The following is a 23,053-nucleotide window of genomic DNA, read 5'->3' as shown; positions in this document are numbered from 1 at the left end:
CATTTGAGGTTCCGCTACGGGACCACCTACGCAAAACGCGCTCCTGACTGTCCTGACAACTTCACGAGGCAAGGCCCGCGTAGTCGCGGCCCCGCTGAATGGTCTGGACGTTCTGCGCGGCCGGTTTCAGCGCCTCGGCGAGCAGTTCGACCGCGCGCTCCGGCTGGGCCGTGTGCCCGCAGGTGAAGACATCGATGAAGATCGAGCCGTCCTCCGGGTACGTGTGCAGCGAAGCGTGGGACTCCGACAGCAACGCCAACACGGTGACACCCTGCGGCTCGAACCGCTTGGCGATCATCTGGCACACGGTGGCGTGCGACTGGCTCAGCGCGTCGTGCAGGGTCTCGCGCAGGAACTGCTCGTCGTCGAGCAGATCCGGATCAACGCCCTCCAGCTCGGCAAGGACATGCTGGCCGGTGAACAACCCAACCGGCGGCGTTCCGGTGTCAACGGACATCTATCGACCTCCCATCATTTCGCAGATTCCAGCGCTCGGAAGTTGAGCGGGTCGGTTTGCGTGGCGGTGCGGGTAGCGGCCCCCCTGCGGGAGTTGCTGCGGCCTTCTCGCTGTGGGATCCCCGACACACGTATGACCAATACGTCGCGTCGGGGCTGTCCTCGCGAGAAGACCCCTGAGAACCCGCGGCGGTGCAAGCTGCGGGCATGGCCGAAAGCGGCTCGCGCCGCTTGCCTGACGGCAGGCTCGCGTTGAGCGCACTGACTCTCCCATCCCGCACGATCTCCCAGTCGGCACTGTTCGGTGTCGGCATCTCGAAGTTGCCGAGGCGATCACGGCTGTTCGTCGCCGTCGACGCAATACGTGGGCAGCGGGGTGAATCCGTTGAAACCCACCGATGAATAACTCGCGGTGTACGCGCCCGCGCTGAGCAGATCGACCCAGTCTCCGCCGCGCAGCGTTCGCGGCAACTCGTACCGGGTGCGCTGGTAGAGCACGTCGTCGCCGTCGCAGGTCGGCCCTGCGAGCACCACCGGGCCGCGCGGGTCGCCGTCGCGGGAGGTGCGCAGCCGGTAGGTGATGGCCTCGCCTTCCGTTTCGGCGAGCCCGTTGTAGCGGCCGATGTCCAGGTAGACCCAGCTGCGGTCGCCGGCGACGGCGTCGCTGACGAGCACAACCTCGCTGCGCAGCACGCCCGCGTCGCCGACGATGAAGCGGCCCGGCTCGATGAGCAGTTCCGGCCGCTGGGCGCCGAAGTTGCGGTCCAGCGACTCCTCGATGCGGCGCACGTAGTCGGCCAGCGGCGGGGCGGATTCGGTGTAGCCGGCGGGCAATCCGCCGCCGAGGTTCACCATCCGCAGCCGCACGCCGTGCTCGGCGCAGTCCTCGAACACCCGCCGGGCGGCGCTGATCCCGTGCTCCCACGCGGCGGGTTCGAGCTGCTGCGATCCAATGTGGAACGACACGCCGTAGGCGTCCAGGCCGAGTTCCCGTGCGCGCCGCAGCAGCTGCGCGGCGGTCTCCGGCGAGCAGCCGAACTTGCGGCCGAACGGGGTGCGGGATCCCTTGTTGTCCACCAGGACCCGGCAGAACACCCGCGAACCCGGCGCGACCTCGGCGATGTTGGCCAGGTCGGCGGCGCTGTCGGTGACGAACAGGCGGACGCCCTGCTCGTAAGCGCGGGCGACGTCACGGCGCTTCTTGATGGTGTTTCCGTAGGAGATGGACTCCGGGGCCGCGCCCTTGGCGAGGCACAGGTCGATCTCGCCGGGGCTGGCGACGTCGAAGGAGGCCCCCAGGCCGACCAGTTCACCGACCACTTCGGGGGTGGGATTGGCCTTGACCGCGTAGCAGATCCGGGCGTCCGGCAGGGCGGTTCGCAACTGCCGGTAGCGGTCGCGCACCTGCGCCAGATCCATGACCAGGCAGGGGGTTTCGGGGCGTTGCCGGTCGAGGAACTGCAGAATCGGGTCCGGCGCGGCGGATTCGGTCTGCTGCGCGGTGCCGCTCGGGCGGTCCGTCACACCGGTGGTGGCGGACAGATCGGTCAATCCCGGTACCTCCGTCTCGGCTGGTGGGGTTGGGTTTTCTCCGGGGTCCGACCCGCTGGGGCGCGCGTCCTCGGAGCTCGACTGCGACCAAGCACAGTACCCCGCTCACGCACAGATTTCGAACCGCGCCCACCCCTTCCCCCGGACAGCGGAACCGAGTGTGAGCACTCCCACGGGACCGCGCCGATGTCGTCGCTTTGCGTGGTCGGAGCCCGACTTCCCGTGATCGCGTCGCAGGTGGATGTTTTGCCTGGTCACGACCCGTGAGTACTTTGGGTCGCCATGGCAACCAAAAGCACTCACGGCGGCTAACCTGGCGAAACGTCCGTCCAAGGCGGAAACTGCGGCGCTACTCGGCGGGCTCGCGGTCGAGTTCGAGGGCGAGGTAGAAGTCCACTCGGGACGGGAAGTCGGCGAGGTCCCGTCCGGTGATCTCCTCGATCCGCTGGATCCGGTAGCGCAGCGTGTTCACGTGCACGTGGAGTCGCTTGGCGCAGCGCGACCACGATCCCGAGCAGTCGAGGAAGGTCCGCAGGGTGCGCACCAGGTCGGAGTTGTGCGCCGAGTCATACGCGATCAGATCCGCGAGCAACCGCTGGCGGTAGGAGCGGCGCAGCTCGTCGGGCGCCGACGCCAGCAGCACCTCGTGCGACGCGAGCTCCGCCGCCGCGACGACCTCGGCGCGCCCTCGGCGCTGCTGCGCGAGCCGCCGCGCGTAGCCCGCCTCCTCCAGCGCTCCGCGCAGGGCCGTCGCCGGGCTGACGTCGCTGACACCGACCGCCAGCCGCCGCCGGCCCAGGCCGGGCTCCGTCTCGGCGGCGATGCGGCGCAGCAGCGCGTCCAGCTCCGCCAGGTGGGCTTCGTCGTCGACGAACAACGCCGTCGCACCGTCGCCGAGCGGCGCCGTGACCGACGCCATGCCCGTCGCCGCGGCGATCTCGCGCAGCAGCGTCGTCGACTCGGCCGGGTCGCCGACGCTGAGCGCGACCGCCCGCAGCGGCTCGTCGGTCGGCAGTCCCGCGGTCTCCAGCCGCGCCGCGACCTCGGCCTGCGTGGAGGTGCCGTCGAGCAGCCGCCGCAGGGCCGCTTCCACCGAGCGGCCCGCGATCCGGCGGGCCTCGTCCACCCGCGCGCGCAGCAGCGCCACGACCGTGCTCAGGTCGGTGGCGATGGCTTCCTTCTCCTCGTCCCAGTCGGCGACGTCGCCGCGCGCCAGCACGAACCAGCCGGCAGCGGGCGGCTCGATGCCGGACTCCACCGGCCACAGCACGTGCGCGTCGCCCGGCCGCACGGTGCGCGGGAGGCGGCCGGTCGCGAACTCGCGCAGCGCCGCGCAGCGGGTTTCCTCCGGCAGGTCGGCGGTGCCGCCGACGATCCAGCCAGCCGCGGACAGCACCCAGCAGTCGGTGCCGAGCTCGTCGGCCGCCATCCGCAGCACCTGGTCGAGGTCGGCGCCGCCGGCGACCGCGGAGACCAGCTCGCGGCGCGGAGCGGAGCGGCGCTGGATGCGGTCGGCGAGCGTGTTGAAGCTGACCGTCAGCGGCACCTCGAAGGCGGGCAGGCCGTGCCGTCGGCACGCTTCGACCAGGTCCGGCGGGGCGTGACCGAGGCGCGCGGTGCCCGCGGCGAGACCCGCCACCCCGGCGTCGACCAGCGCGGCGACGAACGCCTCCGAATCGGCCGGCTCGTTGCGCCACATCAGGCCGCTGAGCACCAGCTCGCCGCCGTGCAGGTAGCGCCGGGGATCCAGCAGGTCGGTGATGTAGACGCCGCGGACCGGGCGGGCCATCTCCTCCGCGCCGTTGAGCAGCACCAGTCCGAGTTCCGGATCGGCGAGAAGGTCGTTCAGCTGCACCTGCGCACCTCGGATCCCGCTGCCGGCGCGAGGCAGCCACCTGTTCCCGGTGCGGAGCTCCGCGATGTTTCGGCGGGATGGCCCGAACGGCGCACCGCGGCTCCGCGCGTTTGGAGAAACATACAACTCCCGTCCGCCCACCGAAAGGCTTTTTCGGGCCTTCCACCGCTAGTCACCGACTGCTCCCCGGCTGTGTACTGACTCACACCTTTTCACCGGCCGTGACAAGGAGTACAACCGTGGAATTCCTCCGCCCCGCCTCGTGGCGGGAGGCGCTCGAAGCCAAGGCCGCGCATCCGGATGCGACGCCGATCGCCGGCGGCACCGACGTGATGGTCGAGATCAACTTCGATCACCGCCGCCCCAGCACGCTGCTCGACCTCACCGGCGTCCCGGAGCTGACCGGCTGGTCCGAGGCGGACGGGGAGCTGCGCATCGGCGCGGGCCTGCCCTACACCGACCTGATCACCGAGCTCGGCGACCGGGTGCCGGGCCTGGCCATCGCCAGCCGCACCGTCGGCTCGCCGCAGATCCGCAACCGCGGCACCCTCGGCGGCAACCTCGGCTCCGCCTCGCCCGCCGGCGACGGCCACCCGCCGCTGCTGGCCTCCGACGCGCGGATCGAGGTCGAGTCGGTGCGCGGCAAGCGGCTGATCCCGGCGACGGAGTTCTTCACCGGCGTCAAGCGCAACGCGCTGGCCGAGGACGAGCTGATCGCCGCCGTGCACATCGCCCCGGCGACCGGCGCGCAGCAGTTCTCCAAGGTCGGCACCCGCAACGCGATGGTCATCGCGGTGTGCACCTTCGCGATCGCGCTGCACCCAGACCGCAAGCAGGTCGGCACCGGGATCGGCTCGGCCGCCCCAACGCCGCTGCGCGCGCTAGCTGCCGAGGAGTTCCTGAGCGCCGAGCTCGACTGGGAGCAGCGGCGGCCGTTGGAGGAGTCGGTGGCCCGCCGCTTCGGCGAGCTGGTCGCGCAGGCCGCGTCGCCGATCGACGACGTGCGCGGCACCGCCGACTACCGCCGCCACGCGCTGGCCGTGATGGCCCGCCGGACCCTGTCCTGGGTCTGGGACGACCACTGTTCCGGGAGGCAGGAATGCGCCTGAAGTTCACCGTCAACGGACAACCGCACGAGGCCGACGGCGTGTGGGAGGGCGAGAGCCTGCTGTACGTGCTGCGCGAGCGGCTGGGCCTGCCGGGCTCGAAGAACGCTTGCGAGCAGGGCGAATGCGGTTCCTGCACGGTCTACATGGACGGTGTGCCAGCCTGTTCGTGCCTGATCGCGGCCGGGCAGGCCGAGGGCCGCGAGGTGCGCACCGTGGAAGGCCTCGCCGACGGCGAGAAGCTGGACGAGGTGCAGGAGGCGTTCGTCGAAGCCGGCGCCGTGCAGTGCGGCTTCTGCACGCCGGGCCTGCTCGTGCAGACGCACGACCTGCTGAACCGGAAGCCGGACCCGTCCGACGCGGAGATCCGCGAGTCGCTGGCCGGGAACCTGTGCCGCTGCACCGGTTACGAGAAAATCATGGATGCTGTCCGGCTCGCCGCCAAGAAGAAGACGACATCGGGCAAGGCTCACTCATGAGCAGCAACCCTGCGTCAACCCCACCCCCTCCCAACCGCACCTCAGGGGACCGTGACGCAACCCAGCCACAAGAAACCGCCGAACGCGAGATCAATCCCGAACGCGACCACCGCTGTGAATCGCGGAGAGGCGGGACTGTCATCATCGAGGGCGGCACCGTGGTCACCGTCGACGACTCGGGCACCGAGTTCGGCGAGGGCCACGTCGTCGTCGAGGGTGACCGCATCGTCGCGGTCGGCCCCGGTTCCGCGCCGGCCCAGCAGGGCCCGGTACGGCGCATCGATGCGTCCGGCTGCCTGGTCACTCCCGGCCTGATCAACACCCACCACCACCTGTACCAGTGGGCCACCCGCGGCTACGCGGCGGACGCGACGCTGTTCGGCTGGTTGACCGAGCTGTACCCGGTCTGGGCGGGCATCGACGAGGAGATCACGCACGCCGCCGCGTCGGCGGGCCTGGCCCGGATGGCCCTGTCCGGCTGCACCACCGCCGCCGACCACCACTACGTCTTCCCGCGCGGCGGCGGCGACGTGTTCGGCGCCGTGGTCGCGGCGGCCGAGCGGATCGGCGTGCGGCTGCACGCGGTGCGCGGCTCGATGGACCGGGGCCGCTCGCACGGCGGCCTGCCGCCGGACTCGGTCGTCGAGGACCTCGACGCCGCGCTGGCCGGCACCCAGGAGGCGATCGACCGGTTCCACGACCCGAACCCGGGCGCGCAGGTGCGCGTCGCGGTGGGGCCGTGCTCGCCGTTCTCGGTCAGCACCGACCTGATGCGCCAGGCCGCGGAGTTGGCGCGCCGCAACGGGGTCCGGCTGCACACCCACCTCGCCGAGACCACCGACGAGGAGGAGCAGTGCCGGGCCGAGTACGGCCGCACGCCGGTCGAGTACGCCGACGACCTGGGCTGGCTCGGGCCGGACGTGTGGCTGGCGCACACGATCCACCTGTCCGAGGAGGGCATCGCCCGGCTCGGCGAGACCGGCACCGGCGCGGCGCACTGCCCCACCTCCAACGGCCGGCTCGGCGCCGGGATCGCGCCGGTGCGGCCGCTGCTGGACGCCGGTGCCCCCGTCGGACTGGGGGTCGACGGGGTCGCCTCCAACGAGGCCGGCGGCCTCGGCGAGGAGATGCACCAGGCCCTGCTGACCGCCCGCGCCCGCTACGGGCCGGAGGCGCTGTCGGTCCGCGACGCGCTGCGGCTCGCCACCCGCGGCGGCGCGCGGTGCCTCGGCCGCGACGACGAGCTGGGTTCGCTGGAGCACGGGAAGCTCGCCGACATCGCGGTCTGGCGGCTCGGCGGCATCGACCACACGGGCATCGCCGACCCGGTGGCCGCCCTGGTGCTCGGCCGCCTGCCGAAGCTGGAGCGGCTGCTGCGCGGCGGCAGCGTCGTGGTCGACGACGGCCGGCTGATGCCGGTGTCGGAGGCCGAACTCACCCACGAACTCGACCGGGCGAGCGCCCGGATCCGCACCCGGGAGGTGTCCGCATGAGCAGCAGCCATGCGCCTGCTCGCAGTCCTCAGGAGCTCAACGACGCCATCGGCGGCGGCATCGGCGAATCTCCCCTGCGCCCGGACGGCACCATCAAGGTGCGCGGTGAGTTCGCCTACTCCTCGGACCTGTGGGCCGAGGACATGCTGTGGGGCGCGACCTTGCGCAGCCCGCACCCGCACGCCCGGATCCGTTCGATCGACATCGGGCCGGCGATGGCGATGGCCGGCGTGCAGACCGTGCTCACCGCCGAGGACGTGCCCGGCGACAACTGCTTCGGCCTGAAGTACGCCGACCAGCCGGTACTGGCCTCCGACGTGGTGCGCTACAAGGGCGAGGCGGTCGCACTGGTCGCGGCCGATCACCCGGAGACGGCGCGGCGCGCGCTGGAGAAGATCGTCGTCGACTACGAGGTGCTGGAGCCGGTGCTCGACGCCGAGCGCGTCGCGCACGACGACACGCTGCCGAAGCTGCACCCGGACGGCAACGTGGTGCGGCACCAGAAGATCGTCAAGGGCGACCCGAACGCGACGGCCGACGTCGTGGTCTCCGGCGTGTACACCGTCGGGATGCAGGACCAGGCGTTCCTGGGGCCCGAGTCCGGGCTGGCCATCCCGTCCGAGGACGGCGGCGTCGACCTGTACCTGGCGACCCAGGACCTGCACTCCGACCTCCGGCAGACCGCGCGGGCGCTCGGGCTGCCGCCGGAGAAGGTGCGGATGACCATGTCCGGCGTCGGCGGCGCGTTCGGCGGCCGCGAGGACCTGTCCATCCAGGTGCACGTGTGCATGCTGGCGCTGCACCTGGGCAAACCGGTCAAGATGGTCTACAACCGCGAGGAGTCGTTCTACGGCCACGTGCACCGGCACCCGGCCAAGATGTACTACGAGCACGGAGCCACCCGCGACGGCGAGCTCGTGTACGTCAAGGCGCGGCAGTACTTCGACGGCGGCGCGTACGCCTCGAAGACGCCCGTCGTGGTCGGCAACGGCACCACGCTCGGCGCCGGGCCGTACAAGGTGCCGAACGTCGACATCGAGGGTTGGGGGCTCTACACCAACAACCCGCCGTGCGGCGCGATGCGCGGACTCGGCGCGGTGCAGCCGACTTTCGCGTACGAGTCCCAAATGGACAAGCTCGCCGACGCGCTGGGCATGGACCCGGTCGACGTGCGCATCGCCAACGCCATCGAGCAGGGCGACTCGATCCCGACCGGTCAGGTGCTGGACTTCCCGGCGCCGGTGGCCGAGCTGCTGGCGCGCGTGCGGGACCTGCCGATGCCCGACGAGCGCACCGGGCCGGTGGACATCCGGGACATGCCCGGCGGGGCGTCCAACACCACGCACGGCGAAGGCGTGGTGCGCGGCGTCGGCTACGGCGTGACGATCAAGAACATCTGCTACGCCGAAGGCGCCGACGACTTCTCGACCGCGCGGGTGCGGTTGCAGGCCCTCGGCGGTGAGCCGGCCGCCATGGTGCACACCGCCGCGGCCGAGGTCGGGCAGGGCCTGGTGACGGTGCAGCAGCAGATCGCGCGGTCGGAGCTCGGCGTCGAGCGGGTGACCATCCACCCGAACGACACCAGCGTCGGCCCGGCCGGCTCCAGCTCCGCCTCGCGGCAGACGCTGGTCACCGGCAGTGCCGTCAAGGCGGCCTGCGACGCGGTGCGGGAGGCGCTGTTCGCCCGGGTCGCCGAGCGCTACGACGTCGAACCGGCGCTGCTGTCCCTGCAGGGCGGCAAGGTCGTGTCCGAGGCCCACGGCGTGCTGGCCGACCTCGTGGAGGTGCTCGGCGACGACGTCATCGAGGAAACCCGCGAGTACCACCACCGGGAGACCTTCCCGATGGACGAGAACGGCCGCAGCGACCGGGTGCACGTGCAGCACGCGTTCTCCGCGCACCGCGCGGTGGTCGACGTCGACCTGGATCTCGGCCTGGTCAAGGTCGTGCAGCTGGCCTGCTCCCAGGACGTCGGCAAGGCGATCAACCCGGACGCGGTGATCGGCCAGATCCAGGGCGGCACCGCGCAGGGCATGGGGCTGGCCGTGATGGAGGAGATCAAGGTCGTGGACGGGCACATCCGCAACCCCTCCTTCACCGACTACCTGATCCCCACGATCCTCGACACGCCGCCGATGGAGATCGACGTGATCGAACGCGCCGACCCCAACGCGGTCTACGGGCAGCGCGGGGTGGGCGAGCCGCCGACGATCTCCACCACGCCCGCCGTGGTGGCCGCCATCCGCGCCGCCACCGGCAAGGAACTCCTCCACACCCCGGTAGCCCCCGAGCACATCGTGTGACCAGACCAGCTGGGGCGGCGGTGCCGGGCCGCCGCCCCAGCAACCCAAAGTAATCCGGAAAACCCGGCGAGAAATTCAGAGTGATTTGCGTGGCGGTGCAAGCCGAGTCCCACACCTCAAGCGGCTCCCGCCGCTTACTGAAAAGATCATAGGAGGAAAGCAATGTCCGTGGACGTCGCAACGGGCGCCGAGCAGGACTGGATGGCGCAGGCCATCGATCTCGCCAAGACCAATGTGGACAGTGGCGGCGGCCCCTTCGGCGCGTTGATCGTCCGGGACGGCGAGATCATCGCGACGGGCACCAACAAGGTGACCGTCGACCTCGACCCGACCGCGCACGCCGAGGTGACCGCGATCCGCAACGCCTGCCGGGCGCTGGGCACCTTCAAGCTGGACGGCTGCGTGCTGGTGACCTCGTGCGAACCGTGCCCGATGTGCCTGGCCTCGGCGCTGTGGGCGCGGGTCGACCGGGTGCTGTTCGCCGCCGACCGGGACGACGCCGCCGATGCGGGCTTCGACGACCGCGCCTTCTACGACGCGTTCAAGGATCCCGAGACGAAATGCCCGACGCCCGTCGTCCGGGTGGAGATGACCGACCGCAACGCCGCCTTCGACGCCTGGCGCGGCAAGACCGACCGCGTCGACTACTGAACCGCAGCAATTCCTCCGCCAGCAAGAAGATTCCGACAACGACGTCCTGAGCAGAGGCATCGGTAGCGACGACCGGGTCGCCCGAAGCCTGCGGACGGGCCACACCGACAGTTCCCCGCTGTTGCGCCGGAGCTGGGCCCGCCCGCCGTCCCGATGAACCGATCCGGGACAGCGAAAACCAATCGATCAAATGCCCCGCACCGATTTCGGCGAATTCCCGCCGGGCCCTCCCCTGCCCGGAAAACGCCGGAAACAAGTCCGGGCGGCACCGAATCCGGGTGCCGCGCGGGGGCGCCCACCGGCATGGGAGGACTCATGACCCAGCAAGTGCAACCGGAAAGATCCGCCGACGCCGGCGCTTCCGGATTAGATCGCTTCTTCCGCATCACCGCCCGCGGTTCCACCTTCTCCCGCGAACTGCGCGGCGGCCTGACCACGTTCGTCGCGATGGCCTACATCGTGATGCTCAACCCGCTGATCCTCGGCGCGTCCGCGGACGCGACCGGCGCCGAGCTGACGCCCGAGCAGCTGACGACGGCCACCGCGGCCACCGCCGGCGTGATGACCATCGTGATGGGCCTGGTCGGCAACGCGCCGCTGGCCCTGGCCTCCGGGCTGGGCGTCAACGCCGTCGTCGCCTTCACCATCGCGCCCGCCATGACCTGGGCGCAGGCCTTCGGGCTGGTGGTGCTCGAAGGCATCGTGATCGTCGTCCTGGCCATCAGCGGCGTCCGGGAGAAGATCATCAACGCCATCCCGGCCGCGCTGAAGACCGCGCTCACCGTCGGCATCGGCCTCTACATCGCGCTGATCGGCCTGGTCAGCTCGGGATTCGTGACCCGGAAGCCGGACGCGGCCAACACCACGGTGCCGGTCCAGATGGGTCAGGGCACCGAGGGGCACCTGATCGGGGTGCCGATCGCGATCTTCTGCGTGAGCCTCCTGATCATGCTGGTGCTGCTGGCGCGGCGGGTGCCCGGCGCGATCCTCATCGGCATCGCGGTGAGCACGGTGCTGGCGATCGCGGCGAACGCGGCGTTCGCCATCGACCCGAAGCAGTGGGGCACGATCGTGCCCGAGCTGCCCGACCACGTCGTCGGCAGCCCCGACTTCAGCCTGTTCGGCGACGTCGACCTGTTCGGCGGGTTCGCCGCGGCCGGCGGCATCGCGGCCACCGTCTTCCTGTTCACCCTCGTGCTGTCCGGGTTCTTCGACGCGATGGGCACCATCACCAGCGTCTCCTCCGAGGCCGGGCTGGTGAAGGACGGCAAGGTCGAAGGCATGGGCCGGATCCTGGCCGTGGACGGCGTCGCCGCCGCGGCGGGCGGGCTCACCGGCTCGTCGCCGAACACGGTGTTCCTGGAGTCGGCCACCGGCGTCGCCGAAGGCGCGCGCACCGGCCTGGCCAGCGTGGTCACCGGCCTGCTGTTCTGCGCGGCGCTGCTGTTCACGCCGCTGGCGGCGGTGGTGCCGGCGCAGGCCGCCGCGCCCGCGCTGGTGATCGTCGGGGCGCTGATGATGGCCCAGGTCCGGCACATCCCCTGGGACGACCCGGACTACGTGATCCCGGCGTTCCTGACCATCGCGGTGATCCCGTTCACCTACATGATCACCAACGGCATCGGCGCGGGCCTCGTCGCGTTCGCGGTCATCAAGATCGCCCGCGGCAAGGTGCGCGAGATCGGCTGGCTCGTCGGCGTCCTGGCGATCGTCTTCGCCTTCTACTTCGGCGTAGAGGGCATCGAGGCCCTGGTCGAGTAGCTGCCACTCGACCAGGAACCAGGTGGAGGGCGCCTTTCCCCGAGAGGCGCCCTCCACCGCGGTCTCCGGATGGGTACGGTGCGTGCGTGGGAGTCGCGGGAGTCGTGTTGGCCGCCGGTGCCGGACGTCGCTTCGGGATGCCGAAGGCGCTGGTGGAGTACCGCGGATCGCTGCTGGTGGACCGGGCCGTGCGAGTGCTCGCCGCGGGCGGCTGCGCGCCCGTCGTGGTCGTCCTCGGCGCCGCCGCGGACGAGGTCCGCGAACGGGCGGAGCTGACCGGCGCGACGGCCGTGGTCAACCCGGACTGGGCCACCGGCATGGGCTCGTCGCTGCGCACCGCGCTCGACGCGCTCGCCCCGACCGATGCCGACGCCGCCCTCGTGCTGCCGGTCGACATGCCCGGCATCAGCCCGGAAGCCGTGCGGCGCGTCGCCGCGCTCGCGAGCCGGAGCGCACTGGCCGCCGCCGCGCACGACGGCGCGCGCACCCACCCCGTGCTGTTCGGCCGCGACCACTGGGCCGGGGCCCGCGCGGCCGCCACCGGCGACGCCGGCGCCCGCGGCTACCTCAAGGGCCGCGAAGTCGCGCTGGTGGCCTGCGACGACGTGTCGGCGGGCTTCGACATCGACCGTCCTGAAGACCTCGCCCGGCGCAACCCGTAAAGTCGACGGCCACGCGCGACCGGCCTGCCAGCGGCTGCCCAGCGGCGACAGCGATCGACGCAGCCCTCGCCGGTCCGCGACGTCACACGAACGCCCGAGCGCGCCGGAGGCGGAGGCATTCATGGCAAGCGGACACATCACGGCCGACTACGTCCCGGACGGCGACGACTGGCTGGTCACGGTCACGACCGGCGCCGATCGCCGGACGGCCCGGGCGCCGGGCCTGATCGCGGCGCGCGACCAGGCCGACCAGTTCATCGAGCAGCTCGCGCCCGGCAAGGCGGGTCGCGTCGTGATCCACCTGCTCGATGGCGACGGCTTCGCCTTCACCAGCGCATACCTGCAGGCCAGGCACGGTCTGTCCGACGAGGCGACCCGCAGCGCCATGGCCGCCGCGACGGGCCACGCGCGCGGCGCCAGGTGACCGCGCGGAACATCCCGATTGCGTGCACAGTGGACGAAAGCGGCGCGGACCTTAGGATGTCCGGTGTGAAAGCGGCGAGCAGTGCACGCGAGGAGGAACCAGCGTTGGCCAGCGTCGAAACGAACCGGCCGGCCAGCGGCCGGGGGCGCCCGCGCGATGCCACCCGCGACGCGGCGCTGCGCCAGGCCGCGATGGAGGTGCTGGCCGACGTCGGGTACCGGGCGTTGACCATGGACGCCGTCGCCGCCCACGCGCGGGCGGGCAAGGCCACCATCTACCGCCGGTGGGACTCCAAGCTCGACCTGGTCATCGACACCTGCACCCAGCTGGTGCGCCGCAGCATCCCGGAACCCGACCAGGGCACCATCGAGGCCGACCTCGGCGAGTTCCTCCGCAGCTTCGCGTCGTTCCTGACCGGCCCGGTCGGCAAGGCGGCGCAGGCGCTGGTCGGCGAGCTCCCCCACGAGCCCGAACTGGCCGCGGCGTTCCGCGAGTCCTTCCTGCTGCCGCAGCGCGACATGCTGCGCCGCATCATCGAGCGCGGCGTGCAGCGCGGCGAGATCCGCGCCGACTCGCCGATCGACACGGTCGTCGAACTCGCCGGAGCCAGCCTGATCTACCGCCTGATGCTCGCCGACGAACCGCTGGACACCGGTTTCGTCGACCGGCTGCTGCACGAGGCCCTGCTACCGCTGCTCCACAGCGCCGCGCCCCGGCGATGATCCCCGGTTCGCACGAGTCGGAGCATCAGGGCCACGCGCTAGGGTGGGGCCACGCGGTGAATGGAGGTCTGCGTGGCGCGGGGATCGGTGACGGAGCTCAATCGGTGGCCGGTGAAGTCGCTGCGCGGTGAGCGCGTCGAAGCGGCCCGGTTCGACGACCGCGGCATGGCAGGCGACCGCGCCTACGCGCTGCTCGACGAGCGCGCCAAGCGTTCGGGCAAGGTGCTGACGGTACGGCAGAACGCGGTCATGCTGAGCTGGTCGGCGAGCTACGGCGACACCGCCGACCCGACCGAACCGCCGAACCTGCGCGGCCCGGACGGCGCGGACTGGTCCTGGACGGACCCGAAGCTCGCCGACGCCCTCACCGGATCGCTGGACATCCCGCTGAGCCTGCACGCCGCGGACGGGCAGCAGGATCGCGGGCCGACCGTGCTCGTGACCTTCGAAGCCTCCCGGGTGGGGCTCTCCGACGAGCTGGGCGCCGACGTCGATCTCCGCCGGTTCCGCACGAACATCCACGTGACCACCGATCTGCCGGCCTTCGCCGAGGAAACCTGGGAGCACGGCACCGTGCTCACCGTGGGCGACGTGGAACTGGCGGTGACCGGGGATCACTCCGGGCCGTGCATCCGCTGCGCGGTCCCCAGCTGGGACGCCGACGGCCGCGAGCGCTGGCGGGAACTGCAGACCCACCTCATCGACCGCCACGACAACAAGTTCGGCGTGATCATGCGCGTCACCAAACCCGGCGAAGTCCGAGTAGGCGACGCGGTGCAGCAGCAAGAGTCGTGAGTGTTTTGGGTCGCAAACCCTGTTTCCAGGCTCGTTTTGCGTGGCGGAGCGGGTAGCGGCCCCCCTGCGGGAATTACAGGCGCCTTCTCGCTGTGGGGTCCCCGACATCATGAATGCCAATTCACCACGTCGGGGCTGTCCTCGCGAGAAGACCCCTGAGAACCCGCGGCGGTGCAAGCTGCGAGGGCGGGCTAAGCGGCTGCGCCGCTTCAGAACCCGCCCTACCGCACACCGCCTCAATCCAAGAGGCCCACGGGCCTCAGCGGAACAGCTTGCGCACCACCGCAACGGTGACGAGAGCACCGACGCCGATCAGCACGTAGCGCACCCTCGGATCGCTGAGCTTCTCCTGCAGGCTGGACTTGCCGTACTCGACGAAGCGCTTCGGGTTCGCCTTGACGCTCAGTTGGTCCAGCGTGCTGGCCAGCGCTTCACGCGCCTGCTCGATGTCGCGCTCGATGGCGTCTGGATCACGGGCCACGTGTCCTCCTCACGTTCACCTGGCTGCTGACACCGTAGAGCACCGCCGAACCGGCCACGCACCAGCGGTTCGCGTGTCGCGCCCGCAACCCGGTCGGGAACGCGCCTCCCGCCAAGATCACCCCACCCGCTAGGCTGTGCCGTGCGGGGCCGTAGCCCAATTGGCAGAGGCACTAGGTTTAGGTCCTAGCCAGTGAGGGTTCGAGTCCCTCCGGCCCCACGATCCGATTGCCTGGAGTGCGTCTGCGGAGAGCGCAGACCTTCATCGTCTCGTCATTTCATCGCGGGGGCCGAGCCCCCGCGGACCCCCACGGTGCGGTGGCCGCCTTTCGTCCGCTCCCTGCCGTGCGGAGCGTTCCCGGCCTGCTCATGGACCAGCACTCCGATCGGCGAGACCGCTATCCCCGCTGCGCCTCTGCCAGCCGAGATCGGCGGCCACTATTCCTACTTCGCCTCCGCTGGCTGAGATCGACGAACGCTACCCCTGCGATGACATGTCGGCCACCGTAGGACCGCATCGTTTCGGTGTGCGCCGAAACGACACTGCACCGTGAACGCGGACTGGCACCGCCGAACCCGCCACGCATCGCGGCGTGGGTCCACTGTGGCCGGTTCGAAACGGCGTCAGGTGCCGCGATCCGGCTTGGCCGCCTTTTCCCGGTCGCCCCAGCCGATGATCACTTCGAGGCCGCGGAGGAACGTCTCCGTCTCGTCAGGCCCCAGCTCCCGCTCCAGGCGCTCCCGAAGCCGGGCGACCCGTTCCTGGGCCACCTCCCGCTCTTCCCTCCCCCGGTCGGTCAGGTGGACCAGGCGGCCGCGGCCGTCGGCGGGATCGGGTTCGGTGCGGACGTAGCCGGCGCGCTCGAGCCCGGCGACCTGGCGGCTGATCGCCTGCTTCGAGACGCCGGTCATGCTGGCCAACCGGCCGACCGACCGGGGCTCCTCGCCCAGGTTCCGCAGGACGTTGACGCCTTGCGCCGGGGAGTGGTCCCGGAAGCCGTCCTCGCGCAGGCCATCGGCGATCAGGCCGTACACGACCGCGAACGCCCGGGAGAGGGCTCCGGCCAACGACAACTCGGAGGAAGACACGAGCCGAGTGTAGTCAACTCGTTGACAAAAACGGGAGCCGTCGACCAGCATGACCAATCGTCAACCAGTTGACCACTACTGCCGGAAAGCGAGCGCGACTCCATGGAGCTCCGGGTGCTCACCATCAACGTCCAGAACGTCCAGGGCGACCCGCGACGAACCGAGCACATCAACCGCGAGCTGCGGCGCCTCGACCCGGACCTCGTCGCCTTCCAGGAGGTCGTGCAGACACCCGAACGCAGGCAGCTCGACGAACTCCTCGCCGACACGGGCCTGCACGGCACCCACCAGAGCGATGTCATGTCGTACGAACCGCCGTGGATCGACCGCTACGGCGGGAGCGCCGTCGCCACCCGCTGGCCGCACGCCGTGCGCGAGGTCCTCGACATGCGATTGGCCGGGGCAGCCGACGTGCCGTGGTGCACCTTGGCCGTCGCGGTGCCCACTCCCTCGGAGGGAGAGCTCCTCTTCATCGGCACGACCGCCGCGTGGCGCCTCGACGCCGAGCAGGTCCGCGAACAGCAGGCGATCGCCCTCACCGATCTCGACGCCCGGCACCGCCGAGCCCTACCGACGATCATCGCCGGCGACTTCAACGCCGCGCCCGAGGCCGCCAGCATCCGCTACCTCAGCGGCCTGCAGTCCCTCGGCGGGCGAAGCGTCCACTACCACGACGCCTGGGCCGTCGCCGGCACCTCGCCCGGGCACACGTGGACGGTCGACAACCCGAACGCTCGCGACGTCATCGATCTGGCCGTGCGCCAGCCCCACCACCGCCGGCGGATCGACTACGTGTTCATCGGCTCGTGGCACCAGCATCCGGACGCCCACTGCCGCGTGCGTTCGGTCGAGCTCGCCTTCGACGAGCCCACCGAGGGGATCTGGGCGAGCGATCACTACGGCGTCGTCGCCGACCTCGAGATCGGCGCAGGCTGAACCCCGCCGCGCCGGGTTCAGCGGAGGTTGCGGAAGAAGGTCCGGACGTCTTCGACCAGGGCTTCCGGGTTTTCCATCGCGAGGAAGTGGCCGCCCTTCTCCAGTTCCGTCCAGTGCACGATGTTGTGGTCCCGCTCCGCCCAGCGGCGAATCGTCACGTCGTGGTTCGAGACCAGCACGCCCGTCGGCACCGTGCCCTTGCCCGCCGGCTCCGCGCTCCAGTCGGCCGCCGAGATCTCCTCGTAGTAGATCTGCGCCGCCGATGTCGCCGTTCCCGTCAGCCAGTACAGCGAGACGTCGGTGAGCATCCGGTCGCGGTCGATGCTCTCCTCCGGCAGGCCTTCCGGCGGGTCGGTGAGCTCCTTGAACTTCTCCACGATCCAGGCCAGCTGGCCGGCCGGTGAGTCGTGCAGCCCGTAGCCGACCGTCTGCGGTCGCTTCGAATTGCACTGCAGGTAGCCGTCGTTGAAGTTCTGCATCGCCTCCCAGCGCAGCTGCTCGACCTCGGTCAGGCCGTCCATCTCGCCGTCGATGCCGGCCGGGAACGCGAGCAGGGCGTTGACGTGGACGCCGACGACGTGGTCCGGGTCGTGCTTGCCCATCGCCGGGCCGACCCACGCGCCCGCGTCGTAGCCCTGCACGCCGTAGCCGTCGTACCCGAGCCGGGCCATCAGCCGCGCCAGCAGTCCGGCCATCCGCGCCACGTTCATCCCGGGCCCGGCCAGCGGCGTGGAGAACCCGAACCCGGGCAGTGACGGGATCACCAGGTGGAAGGCATCGGCCGGATCGCCGCCGTGCGAGCGGGGATCCGACAGCGGCCCGATGACGTCGAGGAAGTCCACGACCCCGCCCGGCCAGCCGTGCAGCAGGACCAGCGGCGTGGCGTCCGGTTCCGGCGAGCGCACGTGCAGGAAGTGGATGTTCTGCCCGTCGATGGCGGTGACGAACTGCGGGTGCGCGTTGAGTTCTGCCTCGTGGGCGCGCCAGTCGTACTCGGTGCGCCAGTGCTCGACGAGTTCTTTGAGGTAGCCGACCGGGACGCCGCGGCTCCACCCGACCCCGGGCAGCTCGTCGGGCCACCGGGTGCCGGCCAGCCGCGCCCGCAGGTCGTCGAGCTGCTCCTGCGGGATTTCGATGCGGAAGGGGCGTACGTCGTGCTGTTTCGTCATGCTCCGGACGCTACGAGCCGCTTAGGCCACCTGCGGACCTAAGAAATCGTCCAGTCGCGGGGAAAGTGCTCGCCGCACAACACCGGAGACCAAGTCCTTCTGTCCATCAAAGACGCCGACGGAGGTTTCCGGTCGCTACGAGGCCGGTTCGGCTTCGCGAGCGCGGGACGCGGACGGCCTGCACTCCACGGTCCGTCGGCTTGTCTTCGGGCCGGAGCAGCAGTTCAGCACGCATCTCGGCCAGTACCTGGCGATCTTCCCGATGGCCAACGTCCTGGGCCTGGACAACTGGCAGGTGTGGTTCCGGGACGGGACTTCGGGTGCCGGTGGCGGCGTCTACCCGGTGCGCGACAACACCGAGCTGCGGGTCACCCTCGGCTTCATGTCCGAGCCGGTGACCTACGACTACCGGGACACCGAACAGCAGAAGCAGATCGTGGCCGAGCGGCTTGCCGGTCTCGGATGGGAAGTCCCGAAGCTGCTGTCGGCGATGGCGGAGGCACCGGACTTCTACTTCGACGTGATGTCCCAGATCCGCATGGACCGGTGGACGACTGGCCGGGTAGCGCTGCTCGGCGACGCCGGGTATTGCGCCTCGGTGCTGTCCGGCCAGGGCACCAGCCTGGCCCTCGTCGGCGCGTACGTGCTCGCCGACGAATTGGGCCGGTCCGACATCGACCACACCGCCGCCTTCGCCGCCTACGAGCGGAGGATGCGCCCGTTCGTCGCGCTCAACCAGGCCCTGGCGACCGAGAACCCCGACGGTCCCGCACCGGAGGAGTCCCTGAACCGCGCCAAGAACGGCATCTCGCTGGACGTCGACGTGAGCACGGGCCGGCGGGGCCCGGACTGACCGGTCCTCGTTGCACAGATGTGGTGCAGTTTCAGTTGAAACAGGAATCCCCGCAGGGTGGTGCCCCGTGCAGAGTGTCCGTGTTCGTGCAGTTTCAATTGAAACTGCACGAACACGGACACGCCCGGGCTCAGGCGTTCGAGATCGTGTTGCCGGTCAGCAGGCGTCGGCTTCCGCCGACAGGTCGCGGTCCTTCGTCTCCGGGGCCAGCCAGGCTCCGAGGACGCCGATCGCCGCGTAGGCGAGCATGATCACCGCGATCGGCCACCACGCCGGGCCCGCCGCCGCCATCACCCCGGCGGTGAGGATCGGGGCCAGGCCGCCCGACAGGACGGCGCCGACCTCCTTGACCGTCGACATGAACGTGTAGCGGTGCTTGGCGCCGAACATCTCGACCAGCCAAGGGGACTCCACGCCGTAGAGGTTCGGCAGCGGCCCGCCAACGAAGACCGCGAACACGATCGCGATGATCACCGGGTTCTCCGTGTGGATCAGCGCCAGCGCCGGCACCGCGAACAGCAGCTGGAACACCGCGAACGCCAGGAAGACCGGCCGCCGGCCGTACCGGTCGCTGAGCTTGCCGAACAGCGGCACCGTCGCGAAACCGATCACCGTCCCGATCATCACTCCGGTCGTCGCGACGCTGCCCGCGAGGCCGAGCGTCGAGGCCGTGTAGCCGACCAGGAAGCCCTTGACCAGGTAGACCGCGCCGTTCTCGGAGACCCGGATGGCCAGCGACAGCAGGAACGGCTTCTTCGCCTTCGCGACGTCCCGCCACACGCCGCCGTGCTTGGCCTCGTGCTTCTGCGCCTCGCGGCGGCGGCGCAGTTCCTCGAACACCGGCGATTCCTTCACCGACGTCCGCAGGTACAGCGCGACGAACGTGGTGACCAGGCTCAGCAGGAACGGCACCCGCCAGCCCCAGCTCATGAACTGCTCCTTGGGCATCTGCGACAGCGACAACCACAGCACCGTCGCCAGGAAGATGCCGGAGTTGGTGCCCATCGCGACGACCGAGCCGAAGAAACCGCGCTTGTGCTTCGGGGCGGACTCGACCATCAGCAGCGACGCGCCGGCGAGCTCCGCGCCCGCGCCGAAGCCCTGGACCAGGCGCAGCACGGTCAGCAGCAGCGGCGCCCAGACGCCGATCTGCGCGTAGGTCGGCAGCAGACCGATTCCGGCGGTGGCCAGGCCCATCATCGCCAGCGTGGCGATGAGCACGACCTTGCGCCCGTGCCGGTCACCGACCCGGCCGAAGAACAGCCTGCCCACCGGGCGGATCAGGAAGCCCGAGCCGTAGACGCCGAAGCTCGCGATCAGCGCCACCGCCGGGGACTGCTCGGGGAAGAACAGCGGGCCGAACACCAACGCCGCCGCCAGGGTGTACAGGGTGAAGTCCATGTACTCCAAGGCGGAACCGAGCCACGAGGACACGGCCGCGCGGCGCAGATCGGCCGGCGGGACGATGAGCTCGTCGCCGTCCGCGCGCGACGCGGCCGGGGGAATCACGGTGCTCAAGAGATGCGCTCCTCCACGCTGAGGAAACCCCGTGCGGCACAGGGGTTCTCCGCCCGCGGGCGGTCGAGGACAGGTCGATGTGACTGCTGCCACTGGAGGAGAAGCCTCGCAGGCGGAACTTCGTCTCGTCCAATACAAGATTTGTCGCGGACTGATACACCGCCGGCATCAATTCCGGGCGTTCACGGGGTCGGGAGCACCTCCTCGGCGATCCGCAGCACCGCCGCTGCCGCCGGGGAGAGATGCTCCTGGCTCCACGCGATGGCCTCCTGCGTCCGGTACGGCCGGCCGGCCAGCGGCACGAAGACGACGTTGCTGATCACGTCGATCACCGAGGTGACGGTCAGCGTCACCCCGAGCCCGGCGGCGACCATCGCCATGATGGTGCTCGTCTCGGGTCCGTACTGGACGATCCGGGGCGTGAAACCGGCGTCCACGCAGGCGTGCACCATCAGGTCGCGGAGGCTGGACACGCCGCCGGGCGGGTAGGCGATGAACCGCTCCTCGGCCAGCTCGGCGAGCGCCACGGACTCGGCCCCGGCCAACGGGTGGTCGGGCGCCACCGCCAGGATCAGCTGTTCGTCGAACACCACCCGCGTCGAAACGCCTTCGCGGACCGCGGGCAGCCGGACGAAGGCGAGGTCGAGGCTGCCGTCGGCGACCAAGTCGAACCCCGCCTGCGAGTACACCTGGCCGACGACGACCAGCTCGATCCCTGGCTTCTCCGCGTTGAGCCGCTTCACCAGGCCCGGCAGGCACGCCAGCGGCCCGACGCCGCCGACGCCGATGCGCACCGTCCCGATCTCGCCGTGCGCCGCCGACGCCGCCACCGCGGCCGCCTCCTCGACGGACTTCAGGACCTTTTGACGTCCTCCCCGGCTGAAGGCCGGAGATTCTACTGCGCTTTAGCGGCGCTTCGCTGGGTTCCTGCTTCAACCCCAACCGCCCCGGTAGGGGGTCTTACATCGGGTCCACAGGCGTTTAACCTCTCCGCCCGTCCAGCGGCGAGGATGTTACAAGCTGCGTTCACGTCACGGTCCAACACAAGCGGGCACTTCTCGCACCGGAACACCCGCTCGTCTAGCGGCATAGCACCCTTCGCGTGTCCGCAGGCAGAGCAAGTCTTCGTACTAGGGAACCACCGGTCGACCACTACCAGCGCTCGGCCGGCGCGGGCGCATTTCTCTTCCAGCAGCTTGCGGAAGCTGCCCCACGATGCGTCGTGCACGCTCCCGGCCAACCGGGTACGGGCCAAACCGGACACAGCCAAGTCTTCCAGGTAGATCGCTTGGTTCTCACGAACGAGCCTGGTCGTTTCCTGGTGCAGCCAGTCCGACCGAGCATCGGCTACCTTGGCGTGCTGCCTGGCCAGGCGCTGCCTGGCCTTGGCGCGGTTATTGCTGCCTTTCTGCTTACGCGACATTTGCCGTTGTGCGCGTTTGAGCTTTCTCTCCGCCTGCCGCAGGAACCTCGGGTTCTCGATCCGCCGTCCCTGATCGTCGACGGCGAACACAGACAAGCCCAGGTCGAGGCCAGCCTCGATCTCGTTTCCGCATTCGTCGAGCACAGGATCGGCGGTTTCGTCACCGACCTCGACCACGAACGACGCGAAATAGCGGTCATCAGCGGTTTTGATCACCGTGACGGTCTTCGGGACGCTGGGCAGGTTCCGTGACCAAGCAACCTTGATGTCACCGATCTTCCCCAACCGCAACCTGCCATTGTCCAGTATTCGGAACCCGTTGGCCTGGAATCGGATCGTCTGCCTCTTGTCGCGTCGCGACTTAAACCGAGGCACACCCATCCTCCGGCCCACTCGCCTGCCTGCGAGCGAATCGAAGAAGTTCTTGTAGGCCATATCGCAGTCCCGAACGGCCTGCTGCAGCATCGAATGCTGCACGTTCGCCAGCCACGCCCGCTCGGGAGTGCGTTTTGCTTCGGTAATCAACCGCTTCTGCAGTGCCCCCGATGTCGGGTACTCCTCACCCGCCAACCACGCGGCACGACGCGCTGCCACAGCGTCGTTGTAGACCACGCGCGCGCACCCGAACGATTGGGCAAGAGCCTGCATTTGCCCTGGGGCAGGGTAGAGCCGGTACCGGTAACGCAGCTGCAGCGTTGATCACCTCACCTTCACTGTGGGCAGGTTACCGATCAAGGCTGACAGGGACGCGCAAGCCAATAGCCCCTGAAAGACGAAACACCCTCAACTCGAAATCCTGTGCGAGCTCGTATCGAGCATCGGTAGTTCTAGCACCGACGCGCGGGCACCACGTGGATCTCGCCGCCGCCGTAGGGATCGGTGACGCTCTTGATCTGCGGGTTCAGCGCGACGAGGTCGCTGCCGGTGTAGGAGCGGATCGGCGCGAACGGCAGCTTGGCGGCGCCGGCGGCGTAGCGGGCGACCATGCCGCCGTGGCTGTACTCCTCGAACTCCAGCGGCTCCGGATCGTGGTGCTCGATGCGCCGCCGCAGCTCGTGCAGCGACCCGGCGGAACTGTTGCCGACGAACGACGAGATCAGCTTGGTCACGCACCCGGCCGCCAGCAGCTGGTCCACGAGCGTGTCGCCGGTCATCCGCGCCAGGGTCAGGCCGGTGACGCCCTGCCGGATGATCTCGTGCGCGGCGGCGGCCGGGACCAGGTGGCCGAAGCCCTCCAACGCCACCGTCTGCCCGTCGCGGACGTGCCGGGTTATCGCCTCGGCAAGGCTCAGTGTCTTGTCGGTCGGCACGTTCGCCCCTCCGTTGC

The 23,053-nt window shown here is 70.2% G+C and carries 22 protein-coding genes and 1 tRNA gene; 13 read left to right on the top strand and 10 right to left on the bottom strand.

Features of this window, described 5'->3' with window-relative positions:
* Positions 1-61: 61 nt before the first annotated feature.
* The 3 genes from speD to E1288_RS07520 form a co-directional block, all read right to left on the bottom strand.
* Positions 62-457 carry an adenosylmethionine decarboxylase gene (gene speD / locus E1288_RS07530; RefSeq protein ID WP_132482608.1) on the bottom strand — a complete coding sequence of 132 codons (396 nt, stop codon included), beginning with the start codon at positions 455-457 and terminating at the stop codon, positions 62-64.
* Positions 458-789: 332 nt separating this feature from the next.
* Positions 790-2,007, bottom strand: a complete 1,218-nt coding sequence (locus E1288_RS07525; protein ID WP_132482606.1) for a type III PLP-dependent enzyme — start codon at positions 2,005-2,007, stop codon at positions 790-792.
* 349 nt (positions 2,008-2,356) lie between these two features.
* A complete protein-coding gene (locus E1288_RS07520; RefSeq protein ID WP_132482604.1) occupies positions 2,357-3,862 on the bottom strand; it encodes a PucR family transcriptional regulator in 1,506 nt (501 codons plus the stop codon).
* A gap of 239 nt (positions 3,863-4,101) precedes the next feature.
* On the opposite strand from E1288_RS07520, the gene E1288_RS07515 reads away from it, so the two are divergent.
* The 10 genes from E1288_RS07515 to E1288_RS07470 all read left to right on the top strand — a co-directional run bounded on the left by E1288_RS07515 (position 4,102) and on the right by E1288_RS07470 (position 14,258).
* Positions 4,102-4,971 (top strand): FAD binding domain-containing protein, encoded by an 870-nt coding sequence (locus tag E1288_RS07515; RefSeq protein WP_132482602.1) that lies wholly within the window; start codon positions 4,102-4,104, stop codon positions 4,969-4,971.
* Positions 4,962-5,447 carry a (2Fe-2S)-binding protein gene (locus E1288_RS07510; protein ID WP_132482600.1) on the top strand — a complete coding sequence of 162 codons (486 nt, stop codon included), beginning with the start codon at positions 4,962-4,964 and terminating at the stop codon, positions 5,445-5,447. The genes E1288_RS07515 and E1288_RS07510 overlap by 10 nt, the downstream gene beginning before the upstream one ends.
* A 140-nt stretch (positions 5,448-5,587) precedes the next feature.
* Entirely contained in the window at positions 5,588-6,940 is a 1,353-nt protein-coding gene (locus tag E1288_RS07505; RefSeq protein ID WP_235883406.1) for an 8-oxoguanine deaminase, read from the top strand.
* Positions 6,937-9,243 carry a xanthine dehydrogenase subunit D gene (pucD, locus tag E1288_RS07500; protein ID WP_132482596.1) on the top strand — a complete coding sequence of 769 codons (2,307 nt, stop codon included), beginning with the start codon at positions 6,937-6,939 and terminating at the stop codon, positions 9,241-9,243. The genes E1288_RS07505 and pucD overlap by 4 nt, the downstream gene beginning before the upstream one ends.
* 162 nt (positions 9,244-9,405) lie before the next feature.
* Positions 9,406-9,894, top strand: a complete 489-nt coding sequence (locus tag E1288_RS07495) for a nucleoside deaminase (RefSeq protein ID WP_132482594.1) — start codon at positions 9,406-9,408, stop codon at positions 9,892-9,894.
* Positions 9,895-10,209: 315 nt separating this feature from the next.
* Positions 10,210-11,655, top strand: a complete 1,446-nt coding sequence (locus E1288_RS07490) for an NCS2 family permease (RefSeq protein WP_132482592.1) — start codon at positions 10,210-10,212, stop codon at positions 11,653-11,655.
* An 86-nt stretch (positions 11,656-11,741) separates the two neighbouring features.
* Entirely contained in the window at positions 11,742-12,317 is a 576-nt protein-coding gene (locus tag E1288_RS07485) for a nucleotidyltransferase family protein (protein ID WP_235883400.1), read from the top strand.
* Between the two features lie 121 nt (positions 12,318-12,438).
* Positions 12,439-12,741, top strand: coding sequence for a hypothetical protein (locus E1288_RS07480; protein ID WP_132482590.1), 303 nt, complete (start codon positions 12,439-12,441; stop codon positions 12,739-12,741).
* Between the two features lie 104 nt (positions 12,742-12,845).
* A complete protein-coding gene (locus tag E1288_RS07475) occupies positions 12,846-13,463 on the top strand; it encodes a TetR/AcrR family transcriptional regulator (protein ID WP_132482588.1) in 618 nt (205 codons plus the stop codon).
* An 87-nt stretch (positions 13,464-13,550) separates the two neighbouring features.
* Positions 13,551-14,258 carry an MOSC domain-containing protein gene (locus E1288_RS07470; RefSeq protein ID WP_235883399.1) on the top strand — a complete coding sequence of 236 codons (708 nt, stop codon included), beginning with the start codon at positions 13,551-13,553 and terminating at the stop codon, positions 14,256-14,258.
* 259 nt (positions 14,259-14,517) lie between these two features.
* Here the strand turns inward: E1288_RS07470 and E1288_RS07465 are convergent, their stop codons facing one another.
* Entirely contained in the window at positions 14,518-14,739 is a 222-nt protein-coding gene (locus E1288_RS07465; protein ID WP_132482584.1) for a DUF3618 domain-containing protein, read from the bottom strand.
* Positions 14,740-14,884: 145 nt separating this feature from the next.
* Between E1288_RS07465 and E1288_RS07460 the strand changes: the two genes are divergently transcribed.
* Positions 14,885-14,958, top strand: a tRNA-Leu gene (locus E1288_RS07460).
* A 404-nt stretch (positions 14,959-15,362) separates the two neighbouring features.
* Here the strand turns inward: E1288_RS07460 and E1288_RS07455 are convergent.
* Positions 15,363-15,827 carry a MarR family winged helix-turn-helix transcriptional regulator gene (locus E1288_RS07455; protein ID WP_165968026.1) on the bottom strand — a complete coding sequence of 155 codons (465 nt, stop codon included), beginning with the start codon at positions 15,825-15,827 and terminating at the stop codon, positions 15,363-15,365.
* A 114-nt stretch (positions 15,828-15,941) separates the two neighbouring features.
* On the opposite strand from E1288_RS07455, the gene E1288_RS07450 reads away from it, so the two are divergent.
* The gene (locus E1288_RS07450) at positions 15,942-16,763 is read left to right on the top strand and encodes an endonuclease/exonuclease/phosphatase family protein (RefSeq protein WP_207954230.1); all 822 of its coding nucleotides are present in this window, start codon (positions 15,942-15,944) and stop codon (positions 16,761-16,763) included.
* A 17-nt stretch (positions 16,764-16,780) separates the two neighbouring features.
* Here the strand turns inward: E1288_RS07450 and E1288_RS07445 are convergent, their stop codons facing one another.
* The gene (locus tag E1288_RS07445) at positions 16,781-17,932 is read right to left on the bottom strand and encodes an epoxide hydrolase family protein (protein ID WP_132482578.1); all 1,152 of its coding nucleotides are present in this window, start codon (positions 17,930-17,932) and stop codon (positions 16,781-16,783) included.
* A 178-nt stretch (positions 17,933-18,110) separates the two neighbouring features.
* On the opposite strand from E1288_RS07445, the gene E1288_RS07440 reads away from it, so the two are divergent.
* Positions 18,111-18,785 carry a Rossmann-fold NAD(P)-binding domain-containing protein gene (locus E1288_RS07440; protein ID WP_132482576.1) on the top strand — a complete coding sequence of 225 codons (675 nt, stop codon included), beginning with the start codon at positions 18,111-18,113 and terminating at the stop codon, positions 18,783-18,785.
* 156 nt (positions 18,786-18,941) lie between these two features.
* On the opposite strand, the gene E1288_RS07435 is transcribed toward E1288_RS07440, so the two are convergent.
* From E1288_RS07435 to E1288_RS07420, 4 genes are all read right to left on the bottom strand, one after another.
* A complete protein-coding gene (locus E1288_RS07435; protein WP_235883405.1) occupies positions 18,942-20,294 on the bottom strand; it encodes an MFS transporter in 1,353 nt (450 codons plus the stop codon).
* Between the two features lie 191 nt (positions 20,295-20,485).
* A complete protein-coding gene (locus E1288_RS07430) occupies positions 20,486-21,133 on the bottom strand; it encodes a LysR family substrate-binding domain-containing protein (RefSeq protein WP_165968025.1) in 648 nt (215 codons plus the stop codon).
* Between the two features lie 65 nt (positions 21,134-21,198).
* Positions 21,199-22,374, bottom strand: coding sequence for an RNA-guided endonuclease InsQ/TnpB family protein (locus E1288_RS07425; RefSeq protein ID WP_235883398.1), 1,176 nt, complete (start codon positions 22,372-22,374; stop codon positions 21,199-21,201).
* 179 nt (positions 22,375-22,553) lie between these two features.
* Entirely contained in the window at positions 22,554-23,036 is a 483-nt protein-coding gene (locus tag E1288_RS07420) for a CoA transferase subunit A (RefSeq protein ID WP_328592443.1), read from the bottom strand.
* Positions 23,037-23,053: the final 17 nt, after the last annotated feature.

Origin of the sequence: Saccharopolyspora elongata, from assembly GCF_004348985.1 — a bacterium.
Classification (GTDB): domain Bacteria; phylum Actinomycetota; class Actinomycetes; order Mycobacteriales; family Pseudonocardiaceae; genus Saccharopolyspora; species Saccharopolyspora elongata.
Note: the sequence above shows the minus strand (reverse complement) of the source record. Positions and strands in the feature narration are given on the sequence as shown.